At 67.0% G+C, this 25,008-nt stretch carries 26 protein-coding genes and 2 tRNA genes; 18 read left to right on the plus strand and 10 right to left on the minus strand.

The features are described 5' to 3' along the window. Positions 1-30 precede the first annotated feature (30 nt). Entirely contained in the window at positions 31-2,376 is a 2,346-nt protein-coding gene (gene ppsA / locus D8896_RS14360; protein WP_121822803.1) for a phosphoenolpyruvate synthase, read from the minus strand. A gap of 128 nt (positions 2,377-2,504) precedes the next feature. On the opposite strand from ppsA, the gene D8896_RS14365 reads away from it, so the two are divergent. Beyond that, on the plus strand, positions 2,505-3,404 hold the full coding sequence (locus D8896_RS14365; protein ID WP_162991574.1) for a zinc-ribbon domain-containing protein: 900 nt from the start codon (positions 2,505-2,507) through the stop codon (positions 3,402-3,404). A gap of 33 nt (positions 3,405-3,437) precedes the next feature. Here D8896_RS14365 and D8896_RS14370 read toward each other — a convergent pair whose 3' ends face one another. After that, entirely contained in the window at positions 3,438-4,340 is a 903-nt protein-coding gene (locus D8896_RS14370) for a PhzF family phenazine biosynthesis protein (RefSeq protein WP_121822805.1), read from the minus strand. Between the two features lie 122 nt (positions 4,341-4,462). Here D8896_RS14370 and D8896_RS14375 point away from each other — a divergent pair, with 122 nt between their 5' ends. The 3 genes from D8896_RS14375 (at position 4,463) to D8896_RS14385 (ending at position 6,462) form a co-directional block, all read left to right on the plus strand. Further along, the gene (locus D8896_RS14375) at positions 4,463-5,155 is read left to right on the plus strand and encodes a phosphoribosyltransferase (protein WP_121822806.1); all 693 of its coding nucleotides are present in this window, start codon (positions 4,463-4,465) and stop codon (positions 5,153-5,155) included. A gap of 84 nt (positions 5,156-5,239) precedes the next feature. After that, positions 5,240-6,091 (plus strand): S-methyl-5'-thioadenosine phosphorylase, encoded by an 852-nt coding sequence (gene mtnP / locus D8896_RS14380; RefSeq protein WP_121822807.1) that lies wholly within the window; start codon positions 5,240-5,242, stop codon positions 6,089-6,091. Between the two features lie 122 nt (positions 6,092-6,213). Continuing rightward, positions 6,214-6,462, plus strand: a complete 249-nt coding sequence (locus D8896_RS14385) for a hypothetical protein (RefSeq protein ID WP_121822808.1) — start codon at positions 6,214-6,216, stop codon at positions 6,460-6,462. A 34-nt stretch (positions 6,463-6,496) separates the two neighbouring features. On the opposite strand, the gene D8896_RS14390 is transcribed toward D8896_RS14385, so the two are convergent. From D8896_RS14390 to D8896_RS14400, 3 genes are all read right to left on the minus strand, one after another. Next, entirely contained in the window at positions 6,497-6,985 is a 489-nt protein-coding gene (locus D8896_RS14390; protein WP_121822809.1) for an SPW repeat protein, read from the minus strand. A 260-nt stretch (positions 6,986-7,245) separates the two neighbouring features. Then, on the minus strand, positions 7,246-8,058 hold the full coding sequence (locus D8896_RS14395; RefSeq protein WP_121822810.1) for an HD domain-containing protein: 813 nt from the start codon (positions 8,056-8,058) through the stop codon (positions 7,246-7,248). A gap of 50 nt (positions 8,059-8,108) precedes the next feature. Beyond that, positions 8,109-8,585: a redoxin domain-containing protein gene (locus tag D8896_RS14400; RefSeq protein WP_121822811.1), complete on the minus strand. Its 477-nt coding sequence runs from the start codon at positions 8,583-8,585 to the stop codon at positions 8,109-8,111. A 120-nt stretch (positions 8,586-8,705) separates the two neighbouring features. Between D8896_RS14400 and D8896_RS14405 the strand changes: the two genes are divergently transcribed. The 9 genes from D8896_RS14405 to D8896_RS14445 all read left to right on the plus strand — a co-directional run bounded on the left by D8896_RS14405 (position 8,706) and on the right by D8896_RS14445 (position 19,031). Then, positions 8,706-9,026, plus strand: coding sequence for a twin-arginine translocase TatA/TatE family subunit (locus tag D8896_RS14405; protein ID WP_121822812.1), 321 nt, complete (start codon positions 8,706-8,708; stop codon positions 9,024-9,026). Positions 9,027-9,043: 17 nt separating this feature from the next. Beyond that, a tRNA-Arg gene (locus D8896_RS14410) sits at positions 9,044-9,117 on the plus strand. A 663-nt stretch (positions 9,118-9,780) separates the two neighbouring features. Next, positions 9,781-13,710: an ATPase, T2SS/T4P/T4SS family gene (locus tag D8896_RS20155; protein ID WP_121822813.1), complete on the plus strand. Its 3,930-nt coding sequence runs from the start codon at positions 9,781-9,783 to the stop codon at positions 13,708-13,710. After that, positions 13,707-15,767, plus strand: a complete 2,061-nt coding sequence (locus D8896_RS14420) for a type II secretion system F family protein (RefSeq protein WP_121822814.1) — start codon at positions 13,707-13,709, stop codon at positions 15,765-15,767. The genes D8896_RS20155 and D8896_RS14420 overlap by 4 nt, the downstream gene beginning before the upstream one ends. Next, entirely contained in the window at positions 15,764-16,237 is a 474-nt protein-coding gene (locus D8896_RS14425; protein ID WP_121822815.1) for a DUF7287 family protein, read from the plus strand. Before D8896_RS14420 ends, D8896_RS14425 begins: the two co-directional genes overlap by 4 nt. Position 16,238: 1 nt before the next feature. Continuing rightward, positions 16,239-16,832, plus strand: a complete 594-nt coding sequence (locus D8896_RS14430) for a DUF7288 family protein (protein ID WP_121822816.1) — start codon at positions 16,239-16,241, stop codon at positions 16,830-16,832. Further along, positions 16,832-17,761 (plus strand): DUF7261 family protein, encoded by a 930-nt coding sequence (locus D8896_RS14435; protein ID WP_162991575.1) that lies wholly within the window; start codon positions 16,832-16,834, stop codon positions 17,759-17,761. Before D8896_RS14430 ends, D8896_RS14435 begins: the two co-directional genes overlap by 1 nt. Continuing rightward, positions 17,758-18,261, plus strand: a complete 504-nt coding sequence (locus D8896_RS14440) for a DUF7266 family protein (RefSeq protein ID WP_121822818.1) — start codon at positions 17,758-17,760, stop codon at positions 18,259-18,261. Before D8896_RS14435 ends, D8896_RS14440 begins: the two co-directional genes overlap by 4 nt. Continuing rightward, positions 18,258-19,031 (plus strand): DUF7289 family protein, encoded by a 774-nt coding sequence (locus D8896_RS14445; protein WP_121822819.1) that lies wholly within the window; start codon positions 18,258-18,260, stop codon positions 19,029-19,031. Before D8896_RS14440 ends, D8896_RS14445 begins: the two co-directional genes overlap by 4 nt. Before the next feature lie 57 nt (positions 19,032-19,088). Here D8896_RS14445 and D8896_RS14450 read toward each other — a convergent pair whose 3' ends face one another. Genes D8896_RS14450 through D8896_RS14465 form a run of 4 tightly spaced genes read right to left on the minus strand, consistent with a single transcriptional unit; the run spans position 19,089 to position 21,600 of the window. Further along, complete coding sequence (locus D8896_RS14450) at positions 19,089-19,724, minus strand: 30S ribosomal protein S3ae (RefSeq protein WP_121822820.1); 636 nt, start codon at positions 19,722-19,724, stop codon at positions 19,089-19,091. Then, the gene (locus D8896_RS14455; protein WP_121822821.1) at positions 19,721-19,957 is read right to left on the minus strand and encodes a KEOPS complex subunit Pcc1; all 237 of its coding nucleotides are present in this window, start codon (positions 19,955-19,957) and stop codon (positions 19,721-19,723) included. The genes D8896_RS14450 and D8896_RS14455 overlap by 4 nt, the downstream gene beginning before the upstream one ends. Continuing rightward, positions 19,954-21,135, minus strand: coding sequence for an exonuclease RecJ (locus D8896_RS14460; RefSeq protein WP_121822822.1), 1,182 nt, complete (start codon positions 21,133-21,135; stop codon positions 19,954-19,956). The genes D8896_RS14455 and D8896_RS14460 overlap by 4 nt, the downstream gene beginning before the upstream one ends. Then, a complete protein-coding gene (locus D8896_RS14465; RefSeq protein WP_121822823.1) occupies positions 21,136-21,600 on the minus strand; it encodes a 30S ribosomal protein S15 in 465 nt (154 codons plus the stop codon). 270 nt (positions 21,601-21,870) lie between these two features. Between D8896_RS14465 and D8896_RS14470 the strand changes: the two genes are divergently transcribed. The 5 genes from D8896_RS14470 to D8896_RS14485 all read left to right on the plus strand — a co-directional run bounded on the left by D8896_RS14470 (position 21,871) and on the right by D8896_RS14485 (position 24,588). Next, positions 21,871-21,942 (plus strand) — tRNA-Ala (locus D8896_RS14470). A gap of 245 nt (positions 21,943-22,187) precedes the next feature. After that, complete coding sequence (locus tag D8896_RS19755; protein ID WP_205596835.1) at positions 22,188-22,748, plus strand: SWIM zinc finger family protein; 561 nt, start codon at positions 22,188-22,190, stop codon at positions 22,746-22,748. Continuing rightward, complete coding sequence (locus tag D8896_RS20020) at positions 22,745-22,873, plus strand: hypothetical protein (protein ID WP_259372651.1); 129 nt, start codon at positions 22,745-22,747, stop codon at positions 22,871-22,873. Before D8896_RS19755 ends, D8896_RS20020 begins: the two co-directional genes overlap by 4 nt. A 183-nt stretch (positions 22,874-23,056) precedes the next feature. Beyond that, positions 23,057-23,581 (plus strand): ribbon-helix-helix protein, CopG family, encoded by a 525-nt coding sequence (locus D8896_RS14480; protein ID WP_162991576.1) that lies wholly within the window; start codon positions 23,057-23,059, stop codon positions 23,579-23,581. 170 nt (positions 23,582-23,751) lie between these two features. Further along, on the plus strand, positions 23,752-24,588 hold the full coding sequence (locus tag D8896_RS14485) for a DNA adenine methylase (protein ID WP_121822825.1): 837 nt from the start codon (positions 23,752-23,754) through the stop codon (positions 24,586-24,588). Here the strand turns inward: D8896_RS14485 and D8896_RS14490 are convergent. Then, positions 24,585-24,827 (minus strand): DUF7692 domain-containing protein, encoded by a 243-nt coding sequence (locus D8896_RS14490; protein ID WP_121822826.1) that lies wholly within the window; start codon positions 24,825-24,827, stop codon positions 24,585-24,587. The two genes, D8896_RS14485 and D8896_RS14490, sit on opposite strands and share 4 nt — an antisense overlap. Between the last annotated feature and the right edge of the window lie 181 nt (positions 24,828-25,008).

Consider the following 25,008-nt stretch of genomic DNA (forward strand, 5'->3'; position numbering starts at 1 on the left):
AAAAAGCGTCCGCTCGCGGGGAGGGTTGCGCTACCGGACTGACTCCAGCATCAGCTTCTGCTCGACGCGCTTGACCTCGTGTTGCACGTCCCGGACGGCGTCGATGTTCGCGGAGATGGAGCTGACGCCCTCGTCGACGAGGAACTGTACCATCTCGGGCTTGGAGCCGGCCTGCCCGCAGATGCTCGTCGCAACGTCGTGCTCGCGGCAGGTCTCGATCGTCTTGCCGATGAGCTCCAGCACCGCGGGGTGGAGTTCGTCGAACCGGTCGGCGACGTTGCCGTTGTTGCGGTCGACCGCCAGCGTGTACTGGGTGAGGTCGTTCGTGCCGAAACTGGCGAAGTCGATGCCGGCCTCGGCCATGCGCTCGACGCCCAGCGCCGAGGCGGGCGTCTCGATCATCACGCCCCAGGTCCGCTTGTCCGGGTCGATGCCCGCTTCCTCCATCAGTCGCTTCGTGCGGAGCACGTCCTCGGCGTCGTTGACGAGGGGGAACATGATCTCCAGGTTGTCGTACCCCATCTCGTAGAGCCGTCGGAACGCCGTCAGTTCGTGTTTGAACACCTCCGGCGTGTCGAGGCTCCGGCGGATGCCCCGGTAGCCGAGCATCGGGTTGTGCTCGTCCGGTTCGTCCTCGCCGCCCTCCAGTTCGCGGAACTCGTCGGTCGGCGCGTCGAGCGACCGCACTCGCACGGGGCGGGGGTAGAACTCGTCGGCGACCCGCTGGACGCCGTCGACGATCTCGTCGACGTACGCGCGCTCGCCGTGGTCGGCGACGTACTTCTTCGGCGTCTTCCCCAGCGAGAGGATCATGTGCTCGATCCGGAGCAGGCCGACGCCGTCCGCGCCGGTCGCTGCGGCGCGCTCCGCCGCTTCGGGGATGGAGACGTTCACCTTGACCTCCGTCGCGGTCATCGGCTTGACCGGCGTCTCCGGCCGCGCGTCCTCGATCGGCTCGCGCTCGTCCCCGCTTTCGGCGGCGCTCCGTCCCTCCCGAACCGCGCCCTTGTCGCCGTCTATCGTCACTTCCCGGCCGTCCGACAGCACCGTCGTCGCGTTGCCGGAGCCGACGACCGCCGGCACGCCGAGCTCGCGCGAGACGATGGCGGCGTGGCTGGTCATCCCGCCCTCGTCGGTGACGATGCCGGCCGCCCGCTTCATCGCCGGCACCATGTCCGGCGTCGTCATCTCGGTGACGATGATGTCGCCCTCGCCGACCTTGTCCAGTTCGTCAAGCTTGCCGACGAGCCGGACCGCGCCGCTGGCCGTACCGGGGCTGGAGCCGAGCCCCTGGACGAGGATGCCGCCGTCGTCCGCGCCGCCATCCTCGCCAGCACTCTCGACGACGCCGCTTCCGTCGGTCGCCTGTGCGTCGGATTCGGGCTCCATGCCGTCGTCCATCTGGGACCCGTCGACCTCCCCGATCTCCCCGTCGTCGATGGTGGTGATCGGGCGGGACTGGAGCATGTACACCTCGCCGTCGTAGATCGCCCATTCAACGTCCTGCGGCGTGCCGTAGTGGTCCTCGACGCGCTCGCCCAGTTCCCGGAGGCGGTCGAGTTCGGCGTCGGAGAGCACCCGCTGGTTCCGGCGGTCCTCGGGCACCGGGCGCTCGACGGTCTCGCCGGTGTCGTCGTCGCGGACGTGCATCACCTTCTTCTCGGCGACGGTGGCCTCCTCGACGGTCCCCGACTCCCGGTCGAGCACGTAGTTGTCCGGCGACACCGAACCGGAGACGACCGCCTCGCCGAGCCCCCACGCCGACTCGATGATCATCCGCGGGTCGCCGGTCGAGGGGTGGCTGGTGAACATCACGCCGCTCTTCTCGGCGTCGACCATCCGCTGGACGACGACCGCGATGTTCACGGCGGAGTGGTCGAAGCCCTGGTTCTGCCGGTAGTAGATCGCCCGCTGGGTGAACAGCGACGCCCAGCACTCCCGGACGCGCTCCAGCAGGGCCTCGCCGGTGACGTTGAGGAACGTCTCCTGCTGGCCCGCGAAGCTGGCGTCGGGGAGGTCCTCGGCGGTCGCCGAGGAGCGGACGGCGACGAACGCGTCGCCGTCGCCCAGCCCGCTGTACGCCTCCAGTACCTCCGACCGGAGGTGGTCGGGAAACGGCGCGTTCCGGATCAGCTCCTGCGCGCGGTCGGCGGCCGCCGAGAGCGCCGCCGAGTCCTCCACGTCCACGTCGACGGCCTCGAAGATCTCCTCGTCGATCCCGGCTTCCTCGATGAACGTCCGGTACGTGCCCGCAGTGACCACGAACCCCGGCGGGACGGGGAGTCCCGCGCCCGTCAGTTCGCCGAGCGACGCACCCTTGCCGCCGACGGTGTCGACGTCGCCCGCCCCGATCGCCTCCAGAGACAGTACTGGCATGCTGTACCCGGAGGGACCACGACCGCACCAAAGTACTTTGCGAACGTTGGTGAAAAATTCCAACTCGGATCCGAGTACCACTCCGGTCGCCCAAGATATTTTAACTGATGAATACTGTCACAGGGAGTATGGAAGCGAAACGAGCCGTCAAGTGGGCCGGCTACTACCGTGGTATCGCAACGCTGTCGTTCATCGTCGGGATGGGGATCGCCTACTTCGGGCTCTCGTCGGGGCTCGGCGAGGCGATAAGCATCGTGATCAACAACTACCCGGCACAGCAACAGGAGGCACAGGAGGCGGCGAACGTCCCGCTGGCGGTCGGATCGCTCGTCGTCGGCGTCCTCGTCTGGCAGGTCGGGAAGGCGATCGGGTTCTACTGGACGCTCTCGTCAGCCGTCGACGAGGCGACCGCGGGCGGCGCTGCCGAGGCCGCTCCTGCCGGCGCGCCCCGGCCCGAGCCGGCCGAGACGGAGCCCGCCGCAGGAGCCGCGCCCGCCGGCGGCAACGCACGCGGCCCCGACGACCGGTCCGGCTTCGACGAGCCGTCTGGGGGAACGACCGACACCGGCGGGTCATCCGGTGGCTTCGACGAGCCGGCCGGTGGACCGACTGACTCGACTGGCGAGACGGCCGCCGCGGACCGGCCGGGAAGCGACCCCGCGGAACCGTCCGACGCCGGCGGTCCCGCCGGCGCGTCCAGCGCAGGCGGTCCTGCCGAAGCGTCCGACACGGGGTCCTCCGAGGAGTCCGCGGGAGCCGACTCCGACACCGAGACGCGGACCGGCACGCCGACTTCGGGTGACGAGGGGAGCACCCGCACCGGGACGGCTCCGGCCGAGGAATCGAGCGACCAGCGGACGGGCACCGAGTCGGGGGCGGCCGACGGCTCGTCGAGCAGCGCGTCGACGGCCACGGAGCCGAACGACGCCGGGACCGACGACACGCCCGAGGGCGTCGCGTGCCCCGACTGTGGCTACCCCAACAAGGACGACGTCTCCTTCTGCATGAACTGCGGCGCGGAGCTGTAGCGCCGCCGGGTCGCTCCAGCGCCAGCGCGGCCGCTACGCCTCCAGAATCTCGTCCTCGTCGGCGTCCGGCACCGACAGCGTGCCGTCGAGCGCCGTCACCGCGTCGCCGCCGACGCGGACCGAGTCGCCGACGCGCACCCGGACGTGCCCCGGGCGGTCGACGAAGTGACCCTGCTCAAAGGTCATCTCCTCGGGGAGTTCCCCGTCGAACGCGCTCACCTCCCGGAGGTACGCCCCGGCCGCGCCGCTGGCGGTGCCGGTGACGGGGTCCTCCGGGACGCCCGCGCCCGGCGCGAACATCCGGGCGTGGAGCGTCGCGTCGCCCGACAGCGCGTCGAACGTGAACAGGTAGAGCCCCGTCGCGTCGTACTCGTCGCAGATCGCCTCGACGGCGGCCATGTCCGGGTCGGCGTCGCCGACGTGTTCGAGGAAGTTCACCGGGACGACGAGGAACGGAAGGCCCGTCGAGGCGACCGCCGTCGGCATGTCAGCACCCACGTCCTGCAGCGCGCCGACAGGCACGTCGAGCGCGTCCGCGAGCCGGTCGTAATCGGCGTCGACCGGCCGGACGGTCGGGGTGTCCTGTGTCATCCAGACCGCCCCGTCGTCGGTCACGTCGATGTCGAGGACGCCGACGTTCGTCTCCAGCGTGTGGGTCCCGGCGGCTATCGCCCCGTCGGCGTACAGGTGGGCGTGGGCGGCGACCGTCGCGTGGCCACAGAGGTCGACCTCCTGCGTCGGCGTGAAGTACCTCACCCGCCGGTCGGCGTCGTCGCTCGGCAGGAGAAACGCCGTCTCGCTCACCGCGAGTTCGCGGGCGACGGCCTGCATCTGTTCGGCGACCAGCCCGGACGCGTCGGGGACGACCCCCGCCGCGTTGCCAGTCAGCGGCTCGTCGGTGAACGCATCCACCTGCAGCGCGCGCACGGTGTCCATGCCAGTCCGGACGCCCGCCCGGGGCATGAATCTGGTGTGACGCTCGCCGTCGGCCTCCGCCGGTCGGACGGCGGGCGGCCGGAGATGAAACGGTTAAGTGGCGACGTGCGCGACTCACGCCCATGAGCGACCTGCCGGAGGACTTCGACTGCACTATCACCAACTGGGAGTACATCTACGGGCTCTGCCGGGACGTGAGCGAGGAGGTCCGCGAGGACGAGTTCGAGCCGGACGTGATCGTCGCGCTGGCCCGCGGCGGCTGGTTCGCCGGCCGGTGTATCTGTGACTTCCTCGGGCTGAACGACCTGACGAGCCTGAAGATGGAACACTACGTCGGCACCGCACAGAAGGCCGGCGAGCCGCAGGTCCGCTATCCGATGCCGGAGGGGAGCGTCGAGGGGAAGGACGTGCTGATCATCGACGACATCGCCGACACCGGCGGGTCGATCCAGCGCGCCTACGAGTACGTCAACGACCGCAACCCCGGGCAGGTCCGCACCGCGACGCTCCAGTTGCTCCAGTCCAGCGAGTTCGAGCCGGATCACGTCGGCGAGCGCCTGGAGGAGTGGACCTGGGTCGTCTACCCCTGGAACTTCATCGAGGACATGGTCGACCTGATCTCCGGGGTCATGGAGCAGGCCGACCAGGAGACGTTCGACCGCGAGGACATCCGGCACTACCTCGCGGAGTTCCATGACGTCCAGCGCATCGAGATGGAGATCGCCCAGCCCGACCGGCTCGACGAGGTGCTCGCGGAGATGGAGCGGCGCGACGTGGTCGAGGGCGAGGACGGCGCGTGGTCGCTCGCCGAGTAGGCCCCGCACCACCGACCGGTCCCCCGTCGACCCGACTTCCGGCAGTGATCCCCTTTTAAGACCGCGCGGTTCGCAGTCGCGACCATGATAGGCTTCATGGGCGGTTCCGGCATCTACGACGCGCTCCCGCTCTCGGACGTGCGGGAGGAGGACGTGACGACACCCTTCGGCGACCCGAGCGCGCCGATCACGGTCGGCGACCTCGCGGGCGAGGAGGTCGCGTTCCTGCCGCGGCACGGCCGCGACCACCAGTTCTCCCCGACGGAGGTACCCTACCGCGCGAACATCCACGCGCTGAAGCAGGTCGGCGTCGACCGCGTGCTGTCGAGCAACGCCGTCGGCAGCCTGCGCGAGGACCTGCCGCCCCGGACGCTCGTGGTGCCCGACCAGACGTTCGACCGCACCAAGCACCGCGAGCCGACCTTCTTCGGCGACGGCCTGGTGTCGCACATGGAGTTCGCGGAGCCGTACTGCCCGCATATGGCCGACCACCTCGTCGAGTCCGCCGAGGCCGCGGAGACGGACGCCGACGTCGAGCAGGGCGGGACGTACGTCTGCATCGAGGGGCCGCAGTACTCGACGAAGGCCGAGAGCGAGTTCTACAAGGCACAGGGCTGGGACGTGATCGGGATGACGACCATCCCGGAGGCGAAACTCGCCCGCGAGGCGGAACTGTGCTACGCGACGATCACCGGCGTCACCGACTGGGGGGTCTGGAAGGGCGAGACCGACGACCGCCTCGCGGAGGTGCTGGAGAACGCCGCCGCCAACGAGGAAGCGATCAAGGCGATCGTCGAGCACGCCATCCGGACGCTGCCCGACGAGCGCGACTGCGGCTGTGGCTCCGCGCTGGAGGGCACGCTCAACACGCCGGCCGAGGCGGTCCCCGACGACACCCGGGAGCGACTCGACCTGCTCGTCGACGACTACCTGTAGCGTCCCGCGACGCCGTCACCGACGGCCGGTCTATCCATGGCTGGACACGTCCCCGACGCGACGCTTACCGGATGGGAAAGTTCATAGCGCCGGCAGCCAACGCCCGATAAGAGACGCTTACCATGTCCGGCTCCGAACTGCTCGCGCTCGCCCGCGCCGACCCGGGCCGCGCTTTCACCTACACCGCTCTCCCCGTCCTCGTCGCCGCCGCACAGTTCGCCAACAGCCTTGTCCACGGCGTATCGCTGCTGTTCCCGGCGCTGTTCGCCCTCGCACTGGTCGCCTTCGCCGTCGCCGCGACGCAGTATCACATCGCCGCCCGACGCGTCGACGAGGCGTGGTCGGCGACGGCCGAGCAGCCGGCGGACTGACCGATCCGCTCGCCCGTCGGCGGCCGGGTTCCGATCAGGTCGCCCGGGCGGCCGCCGGCCGGTCGCGGGCTTCGCGTCCCCTGTACGCGTTGTACGCACCGATCGCCGCGACGACCAGCCCGCTGACCGCCGTGCTCGACAGCATCCCCGTCGACACGTCGAAGACGACGAACGGCGCGACGATGAGCCACAGGCCGAGCAGCGCGACGAGGCCGGCCGCGGCCTCGCTCACGTTCAGACCGTTCGACATCCGGTAGTAGTTGTAGCCGGCGACGAGGAATATCGCCGCCCCGACGATCACGTTGTTCCAGCCAGCCGCTTCCAGCGAGATGCCGGCCGCGTCGCCGTACACGAACGGCGACACCGCGAGCCAGGCCCCGACAAGCGACGCGAACCCGGCCAGCAGTTTCGACCCGCGCAGGTCGACGTGCCTCCCGTCGTCGGCGTGTCGGTCCTCGGCCGTTCGGTCATCGGTCGTTTCCGTCCGTTCGCCGGTCGTGTCTCTGCCTGGTGAGTCTGCCATGGTGTTCCCCCGGTCGGAGCGACGCCGCTGACGCGGTAAAAGGAGTCGACCGTTCCGGCGAAACGCCCGCGACTAACGGGTCCTTACCTGCCCGACTGCCGTTCCGGATCCCCGCGGACGTACTGGAGGGCGGTGACGTACTCCTCCGGGTCGACCGCCCCCTCGGACTCCGCGAGCCGCTGGCGTAGCTTGCTCGGGGTCATACGGGGCGGTACGACTGCGGAGCGCATGAGTGTTATGGTAACACACACCAAAAAATCTCAGAGCTCGATCCGTTCGACCAGCTGGTCGGTGTCCTCGTTGATGTTGACCGCGACGATGCGAACGTCGTCCTCCAGCCCGGAGTCCCGGAGCTTCGCCTTCAGGAGGTTGTCGACCTGGTAGACGCCCGCGGCGTTGGTCATCTCGATCTCGACCAGCACGGGGCGCTCGTCGCCGCGCTGGAGCGAGACGTTGCGGATCGCCTGGCTGGAGAGCGTGTTGATTCCGCGCCCGCCCATCTCGTAGGGCATCCGCGAGCGCCCCCGTTCCATGTCCAGCGCGTCCGAAACGCGGATGACGCCGGCTTCCGTGGTGAGCGGGTCCTCCGAGGTGTGGTGACAGAGGATCGCGTGGAGCGTCTCCCCTTTCACCCGCACCGCGTCCTCGGTGTCGTAGAACTCCGGGAGGATACGGTCCAGGATGTCCGCGGCCAGCGGAATGGAGTAGTAGGCGTGGCTGTCGCGGTGGACGACGTGGCCGATGTCGTGCAGCGTCGCGGCCAGCGCGATGATGACGGACTCGTCGGCCTCGTCCAGCCCCTGGTCGGCCGCGCCGTTGAACGGGACGCCCGCCTCCTTCAGCAGGTCGTACAGGCAGAGCGCGCGGTTGCGGACGATGCTGATGTGTTTCGACCCGTGGTCGTTGTACCCCTTGCGCTGCACGGGGTTGACGTTCTGCGCGTCGAGATACGTCTGCACCTCGGGGTCGTCGTCGAGAAACTCCAGGACGGCGTTGAGCCGGTCGTCGGGGAAGGCGTGGTCCGCGTCCGGGGCGTACGTGCGACCGTTTCCGTCGCTCGCTGTGTCAGCCATACGAACGGGGTTCGTGGAGCGACGGCAAAAGGGCAACGGGGCGGCGTCCGTTACGCGGCGTCCTCGGCCGCGGCGGCGACCTCGTCGTAGTCCGGCTCGACGCCGGGGTCGTCGCTGACCCACTTGTACGCGACCATCCCGTCGGTGTCGATCACGAACACCGCGCGCTTGGCGACGCCGTGGACGCCCAGGTCGGCGAAGTCCATGCGCACGTCGTAGGCGTCGATGATCTCCTTGTCGATGTCGCTGATCAGGCCGAAGTTCAGGTCGTTCTGCTCGCGGAACTCGTTCTGTGCGAACGGCGAGTCGACGCTGACGCCGTACACGTCCGCGCCGATGTCCTCGAACGCCGACAGCTGGTCGCGGAACGTACACATCTCCGTCGTGCAGACGCTGGTGAACGCCCCCGGGAAAAAGGCGAGAACCACGGGACCGTCGTCGAGCGCCGCCGAGAGCGTGAACTCGTCGACGTCGCCGTTGGCAAGCGGTGCGGTGAACGTCGGTGCGTCGTCGCCGGTTTCGACCATGACATACGGGCGTTCAGCCAGCGCGGGCAAGTCAATTTCGCTTTCCCGACCTGTCGGCCCGCTCGACGGGCCTCCCGAGCAAAAAGACTATAATTGCCAGCGGGTAAGCCACGGGTAGAGATGGCACTTGTAACCGCACCGGCCTTCGTCGGGGGGCTTCCCGGCGGGCCCGAACTCGTCGTTATCCTCCTGATCGCCGTGCTGCTGTTCGGGGCGAACAAGATCCCGAAGCTCGCACGGTCGACTGGCGAGGCGATGGGCGAGTTCCAGAAGGGCCGCGAGGAGGTCGAACAGGAACTCGAGGAGATGCGCGAGGGGACCACGTCCACGGACTCGACGGAGAGCGACGACGAGTTCAGCAGCGACGACGACAGCGACTTCGTCGACACCGAACCCGTCACCAGCGAAGACACCGACACCAACACCGACACGACGCAGTAACGACGACCTTTTTCGGCGGACGTGTGGCCTAGTGGATCAGGGCGGGAGGTTCCTAACCTCCAGAGCGTGGGTTCGAATCCCGCCACGTCCGTTGCGTGTCGCGAACGGACGTGAGCGACCGCGAGGCACGGGATTCGAACCCTGCCAGTCGCAGCGGCCGAGCGTAGCGAGGCCGACCGTCTGGCTCCGGTTCGAATCCCGCCACGGCTGTACGTCGCTTCGCTCCGCACGGCCGTGGCGTAGCTCGCAAACGCTTCGTGTTTGCTCACTCCCACCACGTCCGCTCACCGGCGAGCGCTAGCGAGCCGTGTGAGCGGCGTGGGATTCGAATCTGACGGCGGCGAACGGAGTGAGCCGACGGCGTGGTTCGAATCCCGCCACGGCTGTACGTCGCTTCGCTCCGCACGGCCGTGGCGTAGCTCGCAAACGCTTCGCGTTTGCTCACTCCCACCACGTCCGCTCACCGGCGAGCGAAGCGAGCCGTGGGAGGCGTAAGCTTCGAATCCCGTGATTCGGGCAGTCGGACAGCCAATTCATAGGAATTTCAACCAATCAACCGCGCCGTCGAGAACCGCGTTCGTGGCCGGCCGGCAACGGGCCGGACGGCCGATCGTCTTAGAGCGTTCACACGTTTAAGCAACACCCGTCCGACCCGATCCCGTCCCGGGAAATTCCGGTGGGGCGTCCCGTCCGAATTATCGGACCTGATAATTGGTAAAAGGTTTTTTGACTAGTCGGAAAGAGGGAGTATCCAATGGCTATCGACGACGCCGACAAGTCGGATCCGAGACAGCTCGAAGGGGAGGTGGACGAGTCGGCAGCCGATCAGGGGGACGGTGGGGACGACTCGACGCCACAGCCGGAGGGGGAACGTCCGGATGAGCGACCCCCGGGAGAGGAACAGCCGCCGGAGGACGCCGCCGACGACGGCCAGCGCGTCGCGGTCGGGGAGTACACGTGGGCCGACTTCATGGAGGAGCACGGGCACGGCGACGAGGTGAGCCGTGTCTACCCGACGAACGCGACGAGCGACTCGGGGGGGTCGTTCGGGCTCGACAGCACGGAGGACGAGCAGGTCGGTCCGCCGACCGGCGACGACTGGGACGGGGTCGAGTTCGACCCTGAGGAGTACCTCGGCTTTCATCCCGACGACCTCGCGGAGCGGATCACCGAGGAGGCCGCCCCGCCGGCCAAACGACTCTGGGAGGATTTCAAGGACGACATCTGGTCGACGCCGGTCGTCAAGGACGAGTACTGGTGGGAACACTACAAGTGGGAGTTCTACTACGAGGAGGACGGCGACCTCCCGCGGGACGCCGACGGCACCGTCATCGAGTTCGACCGCGAGGAGGCGCTCGGCCACGACCCCGACGAGATCGAGGGACTGCTGAGCCAGGGGCAGGACTTCGCGGACGAACTCCACGACCTGGTCGACGAGCGAACCGTCAACGTGCGGCTCGACCCCGAGGCCGAGGACGACTTTTTCAGCACCCAGGAGGGCCACACCACGGTCGCGAACCGCTACGACCTCGAAAAGGAGGTGCCGCTGAAAAAGAAGTCCCACTTCCGCGAGGAGGACCGGTACTGGGTCAACAAGCCCTACTCATTCGTTATCCTGTTCCACTCCGAGAAGGAAAACGAGAAGAAGTACTACGCGATCGAGCCGAACCTGAACGAGATCGAGGAGGAGCTACAGGAGTTTCTCACCGGCAAGCTCCGCACGGCGATCAAGTACGCCGACGAGGAGGTCACCGTCGAGGGCGGCGAGGAGGGCCGGAAGGCGGTCATCGAGAAGGAGACCCGCCGGCTGCTCGAACGGTACGACCTGTTCGACGAGCCGGACAGCGGCAGCCAGGGGTCCTTCGTCGACCAGATCAGGGCGCTCGTGGGGACCGACGACACGGACGACCGCGTCGAGACCGAGGGCGGTCTCGACGGGATATCGGTCCGGCCGGAGCCGGCGATCCTCGCCGACGACCCGGACCAGTTGAACGAGTACCAGGTCGAGAAGCTGCTGTACCTGCTCAAGCGAGACTTCATCGGGTACGAGCGGATCGACCCGATCAAACACGACATCAACGTCGAGGACATCTCCTGTAACGGCTACCACTCGCCGGTGTTCGTCTACCACACCGACTACGAGCAGATCATCTCGAACATCTACCACGGCGAGGAGGAGCTCGACGACTTCGTCGTCAAACTCGCCCAGCGGTCCGGGAAGGGGATCAGCAAGCGGCGGCCGCAGGTCGACGCGACCCTGCCGGACGGCTCCCGCTCACAGCTGACCCTCGGCCGCGAGGTGTCCGACCACGGGACGAACTACACCATCCGCCAGTTCAAGGACGTGCCGTTCACGCCGGTCGACCTCATCAACTGGAACACGTTCTCGCTGGACGAGATGGCGTTCCTCTGGCTCTGTATCGAGAACCACAAGAGCCTGATCTTCGCGGGCGGTACCGCGTCCGGGAAGACGACGAGCCTGAACGCCATCTCGCTGTTCATTCCCTCGAACACGAAGATCGTCTCCATCGAGGACACCCGCGAGGTGGAACTGCCACAGCGCAACTGGATCGCCTCCGTCACCCGGCCATCCTTCTCCGACGACAGTCAGGGCGACGTCGACGAGTTCGACCTGCTGGAGGCCGCGCTCCGCCAGCGCCCCGACTACATCGTCATGGGCGAGATCCGCGGCGAGGAGGGCCGGACGCTGTTCCAGGTCATGTCGACGGGTCACACCACCTACACCACGTTCCACGCCGACTCCGTCGGCGAGGTGCTCAAGCGGTTCACCACCGACCCGATCAACGTCTCGAAGACGATGTTCACGGCGCTGGATCTCGTCTCCATCCAGACCCAGACCCGGGTGCAGGGGAACAAGGTCCGCCGGAACAAGTCGTTGACCGAGATCAACCACTACGACGCCGAGAACGACGAGATCAACGTCCAGGACGTGTACCAGTGGCAGGCCGAGACCGACGAGTTCCTGAAGATGGGGGACTCGAACACCTTAGACGAGATCCAGTTCGACCGCGGGTGGAGCCGCGACAAGCTTGAGGACGAACTGTTCAAGCGCCGCGTCATCCTCGCTTACCTCATCAAGAACGGCCTCAACGAGTACACGAAGGTCGCCGCGACGGTCCAGGCGTTCATCAACGATCCCGAGACGATCCTGACGCTGATCGCGAACGACCAGCTGGAGGAGAGTCTGGAGGACCTCCGCGAGATGGAGTCCGTACTGATCGACGTGGACCCCGAGAAGGAGGCGCTCGTGCCGCGGCCCGACGCGGGCGACGAGATATACAACGAGGCGACCGACATCCTCGAACGCGCCGAGGGGCGGATCTTCGAGGAGTTCCGCGGCGAAGTGCCGAGCGGGCTCGGCAGCGCGCTCTCCGGCGTCAGCGGCGAGGAGGAGCCGACGATCACGGCCGACAGCGCGGACGCGGACGACTTCGAGTTCGGCGGCGACCTCGGCGAGGGGGACGCCGACTTCGGGCTGGGCGACGAGGACGACTTCACGTTCGGAACGTCGGGCGACGACGAGGCCGTCGAGGACGAGGGGCCGGACTGGCTGAGCGACGACGGGTTCGGCGACGAGGACAGCGAAGCCGCGGACGCGTCGGCGGACGCCGACGAGGAACGCACGGACGCGACGACCGACGTCGCCCCGGACGAGGACCGCCCCGCGATCGAAGGGGACGAGTCGGCCGCGGACGGGACGGAAAGCGACGACGAGACGCCCGCGCTCGCCGCGGCCGGCGAGGACGCCGGTCCCTCCCCGGACGATGCGGACGAGACGGCGAGTTCGCCCGACGCCGCCCCGGACGATGCCGCCCTGTCCGAGACCGACGACGCCCCGGCCGACGCGAACACGACCGACGGGGCGGAGGCGCAGTCCGACGCGGCGGCCGGCGACGGCGCGACGTTCACCGACCCGACCGACGACGATGCGGAGGTCGACGCATCACCGGCCCCCGCCGACGGGACGGTGGCCGACGACGAGCCGGTGGACGACGATGACGCAGTGTTCAGCGCCGGACCGAACGAGGACGGACCGTCGGCGGCTGACGGCCCACCGGGGACCGAGGACGGCGAACCGCCGGTCCCGGACGACGCGGAGGACGCGGTCCCCGAGGAGGGCGAGGCTGTGGATCCGGACGACGGCGAGGCCGGCGGGGAAGTCGACGACGACGTGAGCGCGGACGCGGATACCGCGGCGACCGACGGCGCTGCCCCCGGACCGGACGCCGACGGGACGCCGTCCGATACCCCCGACGACGCCGGTCAGTCGCCGTTCGACGCGGACGACGATGACAGCGACGACGGCCCGGTGTTCGGCGGTGACGGCGATACGGACGACGGGCACGCGTTCGGCGACGACGAGGGCGGCTCCGTCTTCGGCGAGAGCGACGACGATTCGGTGTTCGGCGACAGCGGGACCGAAGGCGACGACAGCGACGACGGGGCCGTGTTCGGCGGCGACGAGGAGGACGATACCGATGATTCGATCTTCGGCGACGACGGTGACGGCGAGTCGATCTTCGGCGACGATGGGGACGACGACGGGTCCATCTTCAAGGAGGACGAGGAGTCGATCTTCGGCGAAAGCGACGGCGAGTCGATCTTCAGCCCCGACGACGAGGAGGACGACGAGTCCATCTTCGGCGACGGTGACGAGCAATGAGTCTGGACACGCGTTCGAGCGGCGACGGCGGGTTCGGAGCCAGCGACGACCCGCTTGGGGACGCGTTCTATCCGCTGTACAGCATGCTGTTCGACGAGAACAGTGACTTCGTCGCCGGGGTAGAGACGAAACTCGCACAGGCGCGAATGACCGACCCCGTGGAGATGTACCTCTCCCGGGCGCTCGGGATCGGAGCGCTGGCGGGTGGGTTCCTCTGGCTCATCGGAACGCTGCTCGGGTACATCCTGTTCGTGATGGGCGTCGTCGAGGTGGGGCTGATCCTCGGCGCACAGATCCCCAACGAGACGCTGCTGGCGATCGTGCAGGCGCTGAAGATCCCGTCGCTCGTCGTGGTTACCGGGCTCGTGTTCGGGACTATCGGCTTCGGCATGGGCTTCGGTGCGTTCGTCGCGGTTCCGTACTCCCGGGCGTCGGCCCGCAAGCGCGAGATCAACATGCTCCTGCCCGACGCCGTCTCCTTCATGTACGCGCTGTCGGTCGGCGGGCTGAACCAGCTTGAGATCCTGGAGGCGATGGCCGAGGCCGAGGACACGTACGGCGAGGTCGCCTACGAGTTCAAGAACATCGTCCAGGAGACGGAGTACTTCGACACCGACTACCGGACCGCCCTCCGGACGCAGGCGATGGAGACGCCCAGCGACGAACTGAGCCAGTTCCTCACGGACATGCTCTCTATCGTCAGCAGCGGCGGCGACATGCAGTCGTTCCTTGACGAGAAGAAGGACAAGCACATGCGGACCGCCAAGCAGCAACAGGAGATGACCCTGGAGACTCTGGAGCTGTTCGGCGAGATGTACATGACGCTGTCGCTGTTCCCGCTCCTGCTCATCATCATCCTCGTCATCATGGGGATCATGGGGCAGGCCCGTGACACCATGCTGTACGCGACCGTGTACGGCCTGATCCCGGTTACCGGGGTCGGCTTCCTGGTGATGGTGTCGACGGTCAAGCAGGACGAAGTCGGCGACGGCTACCTCGAACCGGCGGGCAGCAGCGACCGCCTGAAGAACGCCCGCGACGGCGGCCTGCTCGACCTAGGGCTGGTCGAGGCGTTCACCGGCGAACACAGCGTCTTCGACCGCATCAAGAACAAGGAGGGGACCTACGAGACGAAGCAGGTGCTGGCACGGCCACACATCTTCTTCCGGGACAACCCGCTGTACACCCTGGCGCTGACGGTCCCGGCTGCTCTCGTGGTCCTCGTGACCGCGATCGCGTCGGGGGCGGCCCCGACGTCGATCGACGGGATGATCGACCAGCCCGTCTGGGGGACGTTCATCTACGTGTACATGCCGACGTACCTCGTGCTCACGCCGCTGACCATCTTCCGGGAGTGGAACATCCGGTCGCGGGGTGCGATCACCTCCGACATCTCCGACAACCTGCGGAAGCTGTCGAGCGCGAACGACACCGGGCTAACGCTGCTGGAGTCGTTCCAGACGGTGGCGAACACCACCTCGGGGAAGCTCGCCCACGAGTTCGAGCAGATCCACGCCAAGGTGAACTACGGGATGAGCCTCAAGGCGGCGCTGGTCGAGTTCAACAACAAGTACCACCTGCCGCGGCTCGCCCGGACCGTCAAGCTCATCAGCAAGTCACAGGAGGCGTCCAGCCAGATCACGGACGTGCTGTCGACCGCGGCTCAGGCCAGCGAGAACCAGGACGACATCGAGCGCGAGCGCAAGTCCCGCACCAGGATGCAGATGGTCATCATCATCATGACGTACCTGACGCTGCTCGCCGTGATGGCGATCCTCAAGACCCAGTTCCTCGACGTGATGGCGGGACTGGGCGGCAGTTCTGGCGGGAGTGGGGCGGCCGCCGGCGCCGGAGGCGGAGCGGCCGGCTCCGCGAGCCTCAGCGAGGGCGTCAACACCGACCAGCTGTCGCTGCTGTTCTTCCACGCGGTGACCCTGCAGGCGATCCTCTCGGGCATGATCAGCGGCTACATGCGCGAAGCGGAGCTGATGGGCGGGCTGAAGTTCGTCATCATCCTCCAGACTATCGCCCTCGCTGTGTGGACGGTGGTCGGATGATCGGCGACGAGCGCGGGCAGACGGCCCAGGACTTCGCGGTCGGGATCAGCGTGTTCTTGCTGACGACCGCGTTCCTCTTTGCGTTCCTCCCGACTATCTTCACGCCGTTTGACGAGGAGGTCACCAGTGGCGACTCGGCGCAAGCGGACCGGGTCGCGTCGACGTTCGTCGACGGCTTCTCGGCCGACGGCCAGGTCGGAACGCTACGCGCGACCGACACAAGCGAGTTCTTTGACGAAGGGAACGGCGGCGACGACCTCCGGGACCGATACGCGCTGTCGACGGTCACCCGCGTCAACGTGACGATCCGTACCCAGAACGGGACGGTCATCCGTGAGGTCTCCGGGACCGAACTGAAGCGTGGTGACGACTACGATGGCCGCCCCTCGGCCAGCGCGAGCCGCATCGTCACGTTCGACAGCGGGACCATCTGTAGCCCGACCTGCCGACTGGTGGTGAGGGTGTGGTAACATGTTCGGAGACAACCGCGGACAGGCGTTCACGCTGGAGGGCTTTATCGGCTCGATGCTGATCCTGACCGCCGTGCTGTTCGCGCTCCAGTCGATCATCATTACCCCCACGACCTCCGGCACGGTCGACCGGGACGTGCAGGCGGGGATCGAACGCGAGGCCGAGGACATCCTCGCCCAAGAAGCGAACAACGGCACGCTGAAGCACCAGGTGTTGAACATGTCCGACGGCGTGTACGGCGATTCGGCGGCGACCGGGTACGCACCCGGCGACCCGCCCGGCGGGTTCGGTGAAACCTTGAACGCGACGTTCGTTCAACGGGGGCGCGTGTACAACGTGATCGTCGAGTTCCGCGACGTTGATGACGCGGATACTAACGCGGGCGTGGACGGCAGAACCCGTTCGATGGTGTACCGTGGCGTCCCGGCCGACAGCTCCGTCGTAGCGACGAGGACGGTGACGATATACGACGACGATATCGTCCCGGGGACCGGGGATACAGTGGAGGAATCCGACGATTTCCCCGTCGGGGACACTGCCCCTGACAGTCCGGTGTACACCGTAGCGGAGGTGCGAATCGTCGTATGGGGCTGATGAACGACCGAACGCCGGGCGACAGGGCACAGCTGGTGCTCGTCGGCAGCATCGCCATCGCGTTCATCGTCCTCGGTCTCGTGGTGGTGTTCAACACCGTCCTGTTCACCGAAAGCATCGCGACCCGAGGGCCCGTCTCGGAGGTCGAGGATGCTGACGAGTTCCAGCGACAGGTGACCGACGAGGTGCCCGAACTGATCCGTGCCGTCGAGAACGGTACCGACGGCAACACCGAGTTCGTCGGCGACGTCGACGAGAACGTATCGACGACGTACAGCAGGTTGCTTGCCGAAACGTATGCGGAGACCGGCCCGACGTACGTCGACGTGGAGTTCGACGAGGGCGAGAGTAGGTTCGGGACGCACGTAGTGCAGGATAGCGGGGCTGAATACAGCAGCAAAGAGGGTTCTGACTGGACAGCGGTCGACAGCTACGATGTGCAGAACTTCACGATGGAAGTCTCGATGTCGGAGGTTAGTACGGCCGGAACGGACTTTGCTCTGGTACTGTCCGACGGTGGGAGTCCAACCCGAGTGGAGATGTGGAAAGACGGATCCGGAGAGCTCGTGGTCAATCAGACTGACGATGGGATGGATCCAACCTGTTCCGTCTCCGGTGGAGGTACCATAAGAATGAATGTTTCCACGGGGACCGTTGACGGAACCCCCTGCTTTGACGGGCTAGACACACTCTCAGCGCCGTACGAAATTGATTTCGAAAACGGCGACCAAGCGGGTGGAGACTATAGTTTCAGTGTCCCAAAGCGCATGTCTTCGTCTGACCTTGATCCGTATCACGGCCGCGACGGGAGTTCGTCGCCCTACGCTGTCTACTACGTCCATGAGGCCAACCTCGACCTGACCTACGAGAGCGGCGGGGTCAGCTACGAGAGCAACCAGACGGTCACGGTCAGGGAGGGCGCACCATGAGGGGGATCCGCGGCGACGACCGTGCAGTCTCGGTCGCAGTCACGCACGTGCTCGCCATCGGTATCGTGACGATTCTGCTGACAGGACTGCTCATTACGGCGGGGAACGTCCTCGACAACCAGAAACAGGGCGCTGCGAGAGACGAACTGGACACGGTCGGGAACCGGATCGGCGCGGAGATCTCGGCGTTGGACCGGACCGCGACCGACGGTGCGGACGAGCGGATCAGACTGGACACGACGTATCCCGATAGGGTGAGCGGAGCGACGTACACGATCGCCTTGCGAGCCGACGACGACTGTAGCGGGCCGCTGATCGACGACTCGGAGACCGATGCCTGCCTCGTACTGTCGACGTCGGTGCTCGACAACGACCAGGTCGTTCCGGTCCACATCGATCACGCGTCCATCGAGCCCGGTTCTGCGAGTGGCGGCGACGTTCGGATCGTGTATGACTCCACGGATGGCAGCCCCACGATAACTATCGAGGACCAGCCATGAGAGGAACGGACCGCGGCGTGAGCGACATGATCGCGTTCGTGATCATCTTCTCCCTGATCATCACGAGCGTCGGGATAACGTACACGTTCGGCTACTCCAACCTCACCGACTACCAGGAGTACGAACAGCAGCGAAACGCCGAACGGGCGTTCGTCGCGCTCTCGAACAACGTCGGCGAGATCGAGGACACCCACGTCGAGGCGCGGGCTAGCGAGCTCCGTCTCGCTGGCGGCACGCTCTCGGTGAGCGACGACACGAGGGTCGCCGTCTCGACGCCGAAGCGACAGGTGATGGGATCTCGGGGCGTGGGACAGCTAACCTACGAGTACGAAGGCACCACCGTCGCGTACGAGAACGGGGCGGTCTTCCGCAACGGCGGGGGGAGTCGGCATATCATGCTATCCGAACCCCGATACCAATGTGGGGACTCGCATGCGATGGTGTCGGTTGTGGAACTGCTAAACGCCGAAAACGGGTCACTGAGCAGCGACGGGACCGCACAGGTGCTCGCCGAACTCGACAAGAGTAGTCTCCGGTACCCCGTGAACCGGACCGGCGAGAACACCACCGAAGTCGACTACGTCGACGTGACGGTCGAATCCGAGAAGGCCGAGGCCTGGAGCGACTACTTCGGGGACGACAGCAACGGCTGGGAGATCGTGGACTCGAACGGCGACGAGATCGAGGTCCGCTGTGGTGAGGACGGCGATGGCGACAGCATCGACCTCTACGTCCGCCAGACGCGGATCGACGTGGAGTACTTCGCCTGACGGTCACGCCGCTACCGGTCGCGGCGTTCGGAAAAAGCGGTCGGTGAAACGGTCGGCTTAGACTTCGACTTCGTCCTCTTCCACGTCGACAGCCGTCTCCTCCTCGGCGGCGACTTCCTCGGGACGGGCCTCCAGCGTCGTCTTCTGCACCTCGACGCGGCGAAGCGGGTAGATCGTCTTCGCCTCGCCGTAGATGGCGCTGGAGAGGCGGCCCTCGACGATGCTGTCGACGAGCTGCTCGAACGAGCGCTCGTCGGCGGCCTCGTTGACGAGGTCGATCATCGTCCGGCGGATCGCCTTCTCCTGGCTCGCGTCGGCCTTCTTCGTCGTGAACGCGACGGGCTGGACCTGGACGCGGTAGTCGTCGGTCGTCAGCACCGTGATGTTGGCCTCGATCTTCGAGGCACCGCGGCGCACGAGGCTGCGCAGGTAGTCCCGCGTGAGTTCGTGCTTGATGAACTCGGTGTAGGCCGCGTCGCTGCCGACGTCCGTGATCTTGAACGTCAGCTTCGTGTTGTTCTCGCCGGCGTCCGACGTGAGGTCGCCGAGCGTCGTCTCGATGGTTCTGCCCTGTACTTTCTCCGGTTCGTCTGCGGGGGTGTCACCGAGCTCCTCCCGGTCGAACTGCTCCGGGGCGTGGACGGTGTACCACCGCTTCTCCTGTTTCTGCTTGGAGACTGATCGTTCGCTCATGGTTGTGTGTTGGTGAACTGGTCGGCTGCCTGTGCGACCTGCCGGGCGACGTCGACGTTGACGACGTAGTCGTCGACGGAGGACCGAAGCCCGCCGGTCGTCTCGCGCTCGATGTGCGTGACGACGGCGTCGCCCTCGACCCGCGTGGTCATCTCCGACGTGTTGTCGGGCCTGACCGCCGCGGCGACGAGGGCGGGCCGATCGAACTCCGTGCGAATCGTCGCGCGTCTCATAGTGCCCCCCTGAAGGCCGCGATGAACTCCTTGGTGTCGGGGCTCGCCGCCCCGTCGTCCTCGTCCGGGTCGAACCGCGCGTAGCCGGTGTGTCCGTCGCCGCCCGCCTCGCCGCCGACAGCGTCCGCACCGGCCCGCATCGCTGCGCCGATAGTGCGGTCGTCGACCGCCGCGGCGGCCGCCTCGCCGTCGCCGACGACGAGCGCGACCGGCTCCGGCGACCGGAAGTCCCGGAGCAGTCGGGCGGTCGTCGCGACCGGCGCGGCGTCGTAGCGGGCGACGAACAGGCCGTCGTACCGGCCCGTCGTCGCCTCGCGGAGCGCCCGGTGGGCGCGCTCGGCCGCGTCGCGCCACGCCGTCAGCGCGCCGTCGCGGGCGTCGTGGCCCAGCGCCAGCGCGACTGCGGTGCCGGGGGCGGCCTCCGCGGCCGTCGCCAGCACGTCGGCGTAGCCGCCGAGCGTCGCGAACGGCGACTCGGGCGTCGCGTACGGCCGGAGCGCGCGCTCTGCCGCCGCCGCGGCTCGCGGCGGGGTGTCGTCGCCCCCGCTCGCAGCGATCGCGACCAGCGAAGCGACGGCCCTGCGTGCCGTCTCGTCCCGCTCCGCCGGCAGGTCGAGGTCGGCCAGGGCCGCGCCGGCCGCCGTCGGGTCCCCGGAGAAGTCGGCGTGGACCAGCGTCGTGTGCGCGAGCCCGTCCGTCAGGTCCGCGGTCGGGACGGCGACACCCGGCCGGCGCTCGACCAGGCCCCGGTCCTCCGCAGCGGCAAGGAGGCTCGCGCTCTCACCCGCGCCCGGCATCTCGCCGGCGGCGACGACGCCGGCCAGCGCGAGCACCGGGTCCGGCGACGCGCCCAGTTCACGGGCGACGTCGGCGGCGGTGACGCTGGCTGGCGTCTCGCGGCCTGCGAGCGCCGGCCCGTCGGCGTCGTCGCCGACGACCAGCGTCGCGGCCGCATCGCTCGGGTGGTCGTCCGCGACGGCCGCCACACGGCGCTCTCGCTCGGCCGCCGTCCGGGTCACGCTGACCTGGAACGGGCAGTCGAGGGCGCGTGCGACGACGCCGCTGGCGGCGACGCTGTCGCCGTCCGCGGCCGCGAGGATCCGGACGAACGGGGCCTCGCGGAGCGTCGCGGCGACGGCATCGGGCGCGGCGGTTGCGGTTCGACCCGTGGTGGACATCTATTCGAGGCGTTCCTTCGCGTCGTCGTACGAGTACGTGAAGTCCTCGTCGAGTTCGTCGCCGCGGTAGTAGTCCGCGAGGCGACGAACCTTCGACTCGGTGTTCTGTAGCGCACGCTTGTTCTGGTGGTCCTGCGGGTTCTCCTCCATGTGCTCGCGCAGGCGCACTGCGCGCTCCATGAGGTTCCGCAGGTCCTCGGGCAGGTCGGCGGTCGCGTCGTGCTCCTCCAGGATCTCCGTGACCTTCTTCCCGGTCGCCAGCTTGACGTCCGGGATCGGCGTGCCCTTCACGCCCTCGTCACGCAGTTTCATCCCGATCTGACTCGGGTCGTGTCCCTGCTCTGCCAGTTCGACGACGCGCTCTTCGATCGCCTCGTCGTCGACGTCGCTCCACTCCGGCGGTTCGTCCGCCGCCGGCTTGTCCGAACCGGACGAGCCGCGGCGTCGGGTGTGCATTCGTGCCATAGTTTGAGGATAGGAACCGCACAGACCGCTGTAGTCTCGGCGCAACGCGCCTGCACTACCGCAATCCCAAGCCGCCGCGAAAGAGCGCGACGGCGCGTCGGATTTGCGGTCGTGCTGTTCCCACCCGTTGTTCCGCGGTGCCGGACTAAAGGGTTTCTACTCCGGGCCGCGTGGCGAGCCGACGTCGTTCCGTCCTGCGAGCGCCTGCCGTACGGCGTCCGATCCGACGGGTTTATCAATACCTGCCGCGCTATCGTTTAGTGCGTTCGAGGGCTCGTAGATCAGTGGTAGATCACTCCCTTGGCATGGGAGAGGCCCCGGGTTCAAATCCCGGCGAGTCCATCCGATTCTCGCCGCCGTGACGATTGTTCCGATAGCCGCAGTACACGGTCTGAAACGCCCGATACCGACGAAATAGATTCTCAGACGGCTCCCTCAGAGAAAAGAGTCCGTTTGGAATCCCGGCGCGGGTCGTCCCAGTCGGGCGATTCTAAGAGGGAGTGGCGGCCGATCTGCAAGTACTGCGGAATGCCGATAGACCACAACCAGCAGCGCTGTGCGGCGCTGGAGGACGGGGTGTGTCGGCCATGAGCAGCCAGCCACAGAGCGCGACGTGGGAGCCGAGCGACGACCTGCCGAACCGACTCGGTGGGACTCCGACGCTGTCCATGCCCGACGACTGGACGCTCACGACGCCCTGGCAGCGCGCTCAGGAGGAGACGGACGACGGCGGCCCCATCAACCACGCAGAGCGCATGGTGTTCCTGAGCGGTAGCGAGAACCCACACCGCGTCACCTTCGCGCTCGAAGGGACGGACCTGCTCACCAAGTGCGACTGCAAGGCCTTCCAGTTCAACGAGTGGTGCGCTCACGTCGCCAGCCTGTGGTGGCAGTGGGTCATCGGGGAGATCGTCGTCCATCACCTCGACACCGGCCGCGAGTACCCAGCGCCACCATGCTGGCTGTCCCTCGACGACCGTACCGACCTCCCGACCGACGACCTCACTCCTGCCGAACTGGACGCCTACCTCACCTGCGATCTCGGCGACGTAGGCGTCCGCGAATACGCCCGTCACACCGACCGCCGACCGGGGACCGTCGGAAACCTGCTGTCCCGAGCCCGCGACACGGTGGGTGATCAGCGGTGACGGCCGACTCGCTCACCGCCGAGGAACGCCGCCGACTCGACGAGGTCGGCCGTCTTCGCACCGTCGACGCCCTACTCGACATCGAGCAACTATCGTTCCGGGACTTCCGGGAGGGCCGCCGATGACGCGCGCGGACGCCCCCGCGGGAGCGCGTGAAACCCTCCGCGGATCCCCCGGGGGGTATGGTACCCACGTTGCGATCGCCGGGTCCGGCCGTTCCCCGTCCTGCGATTTCACCATGGTACCACGACGGTCCGGAAATGGTACCACTTCTGTCAGCCAACCCGAGAAGAACCGGGGTGGTTGCGGTGAGTAAGCAGATCCACGACGAGGAGGACCGGAAAGCACAGGTGAAATTCCGGGTCTCTGAGTCGAAACGCGACGCACTCGACGAGCTGGCCGACGACCTCGGAACGTCCCGCGCACAGTTGCTTCGGGACGCCGCCGACGACATCCTCGACGAACACGGCGACGGTCAGGACGAGGAGGGATACGTCCCTGAACGCCCCGACCTCGCCGAACTGTATCAGGCCTGCCTCCGGCACGCCAACCAGAAGCTCATCCTGAACCTACGGGTGAAGGGCGGAATGGTCGCCGAGGACACCCGATACAGTAAGAACGACCTCGTCGGGGCGCTCCGCCCGCTCGAACGCCGCGGCTACGTCCGCATCCAGGTGGGCGGCGTGTTCGGTCGGAACCTCGACGCGGAGGTCGCTGTCCGAGTGAAGCCCGAGTGTGCCGACCCGAGCAAGTGGAAATACCGGAAGGAAGACGATCACCCGCAGGGGTCGCAGTTCCGCGGTGAAGACGGTTCCCAGGTGGTACGTTCATGAGCGGTACTGAGCACGTTACTGTTGAAAGAGGACTGCGGGCCCGGAACGTTGGTTGGGACAAGTTGTTCCGGGCCCGCATATACAGCCAGGGGCCCCATACAGATAAGGAGCAACTAGAATCCGTCCGGTATGTAGACACGGAGACTCACCACAACGGGGGTGAGTCTTAGATGGCCCTCTCTGCGTTCCCGTATATCGGCGGGAAAACGAACATTGCGCAGTGGATCACCGACCAGCTCCCCGACCACCGCGTCTACGTCGAGCCGTTCGGGGGATCGGCCGCGGTGCTCCTGAACAAGCCTCGGAGCGACATCGAGGTCTACAACGACCTGGACCGCGACATCGTCCAGTTCTTTGAGGTCGCCCGAGAACAGACGGACGAGCTCGTCGAGTGGTGCCGGCGGACGCCCTTCTCTGAGGAGCTCCACAACGAGTGGGGGCGGGCGTTCTACCGCGGCGAGCGACCAGATGACCCCGTGGAGCGTGCCGGTCGGTTCCTCTATCTCCGGTACTCGCAGTTCGGAGCGAAGTACCACAACCACAGCGGGTTCAAGCGGGATACGCTGAACGCGCACGTCGGCGAATCGCAGAGTTGGGCCAACGTCGAGAAGAAGATCCGCACGACGGTCGACCGGCTACAGGGCGTCTCGATACAGCGCAACAGCTTCCGGGACGTGATCCAGCGGTACGACAGCGCCGACACGCTGTTCTACTGTGACCCGCCATATCTCGACCGGGAGAAGCTGTATCCCGCGGGTGACGAGTTCGAACATTCCGAGCTCGCCGACGCGCTCGTCGGGCTCGAGGGAGACGCACTGGTCTCCTATACCGACCGCCCGGAAGGGCTGTACGAGGACTGGCACGTCGAGACGCTGGTCAGCTCCCACACCGCCGGTGCACGCGGGGAAGACAGCACGAAGGACGTACGTGAGCGTCTTCTGATGAACTTCGACCCCAAAGAGCGGCCGGAGTTCGTTGAGGCTGGCCAGACGACTCTGGTTTCCTAATCCACGTCCACCGACGTTTTTACTTCGCGCGTCAGCTCGACGTGCGGCGTCGAGAGAACTTCAGCAAGTTCGTCGGTCATGTCCTCATGTTGGAGCGCCGCCTGCAGGTTCCGGATCATCGCTTCCGAGAACTCGCAGGAGCGCATCACCGCCTCAGTCTTGTTACAGTCCCAGATGTCGGCGGCGTCCTCGATGGTGAGCTTCCGGTGCGAGTAGTCGCCGTCGGTTCTGATCCGCATATCTCGTTCACACGAACTCCATATCCTAGATTTTTGCGGTCACTGGAACCCCCCAGATCGGGGTGATCCGGGGGTGTTCCTCTCAGCTATCCGAGAAAATCGGACGGGCTGGCGACGGAGATCGGCGCGATATGCACACGGGCGATTCGCTCTCGTGTGCATATTCGGGAAAACGATTCTG

Source organism: Halostella salina (assembly GCF_003675855.1).
Classification (GTDB): domain Archaea; phylum Halobacteriota; class Halobacteria; order Halobacteriales; family Natronoarchaeaceae; genus Halostella; species Halostella salina.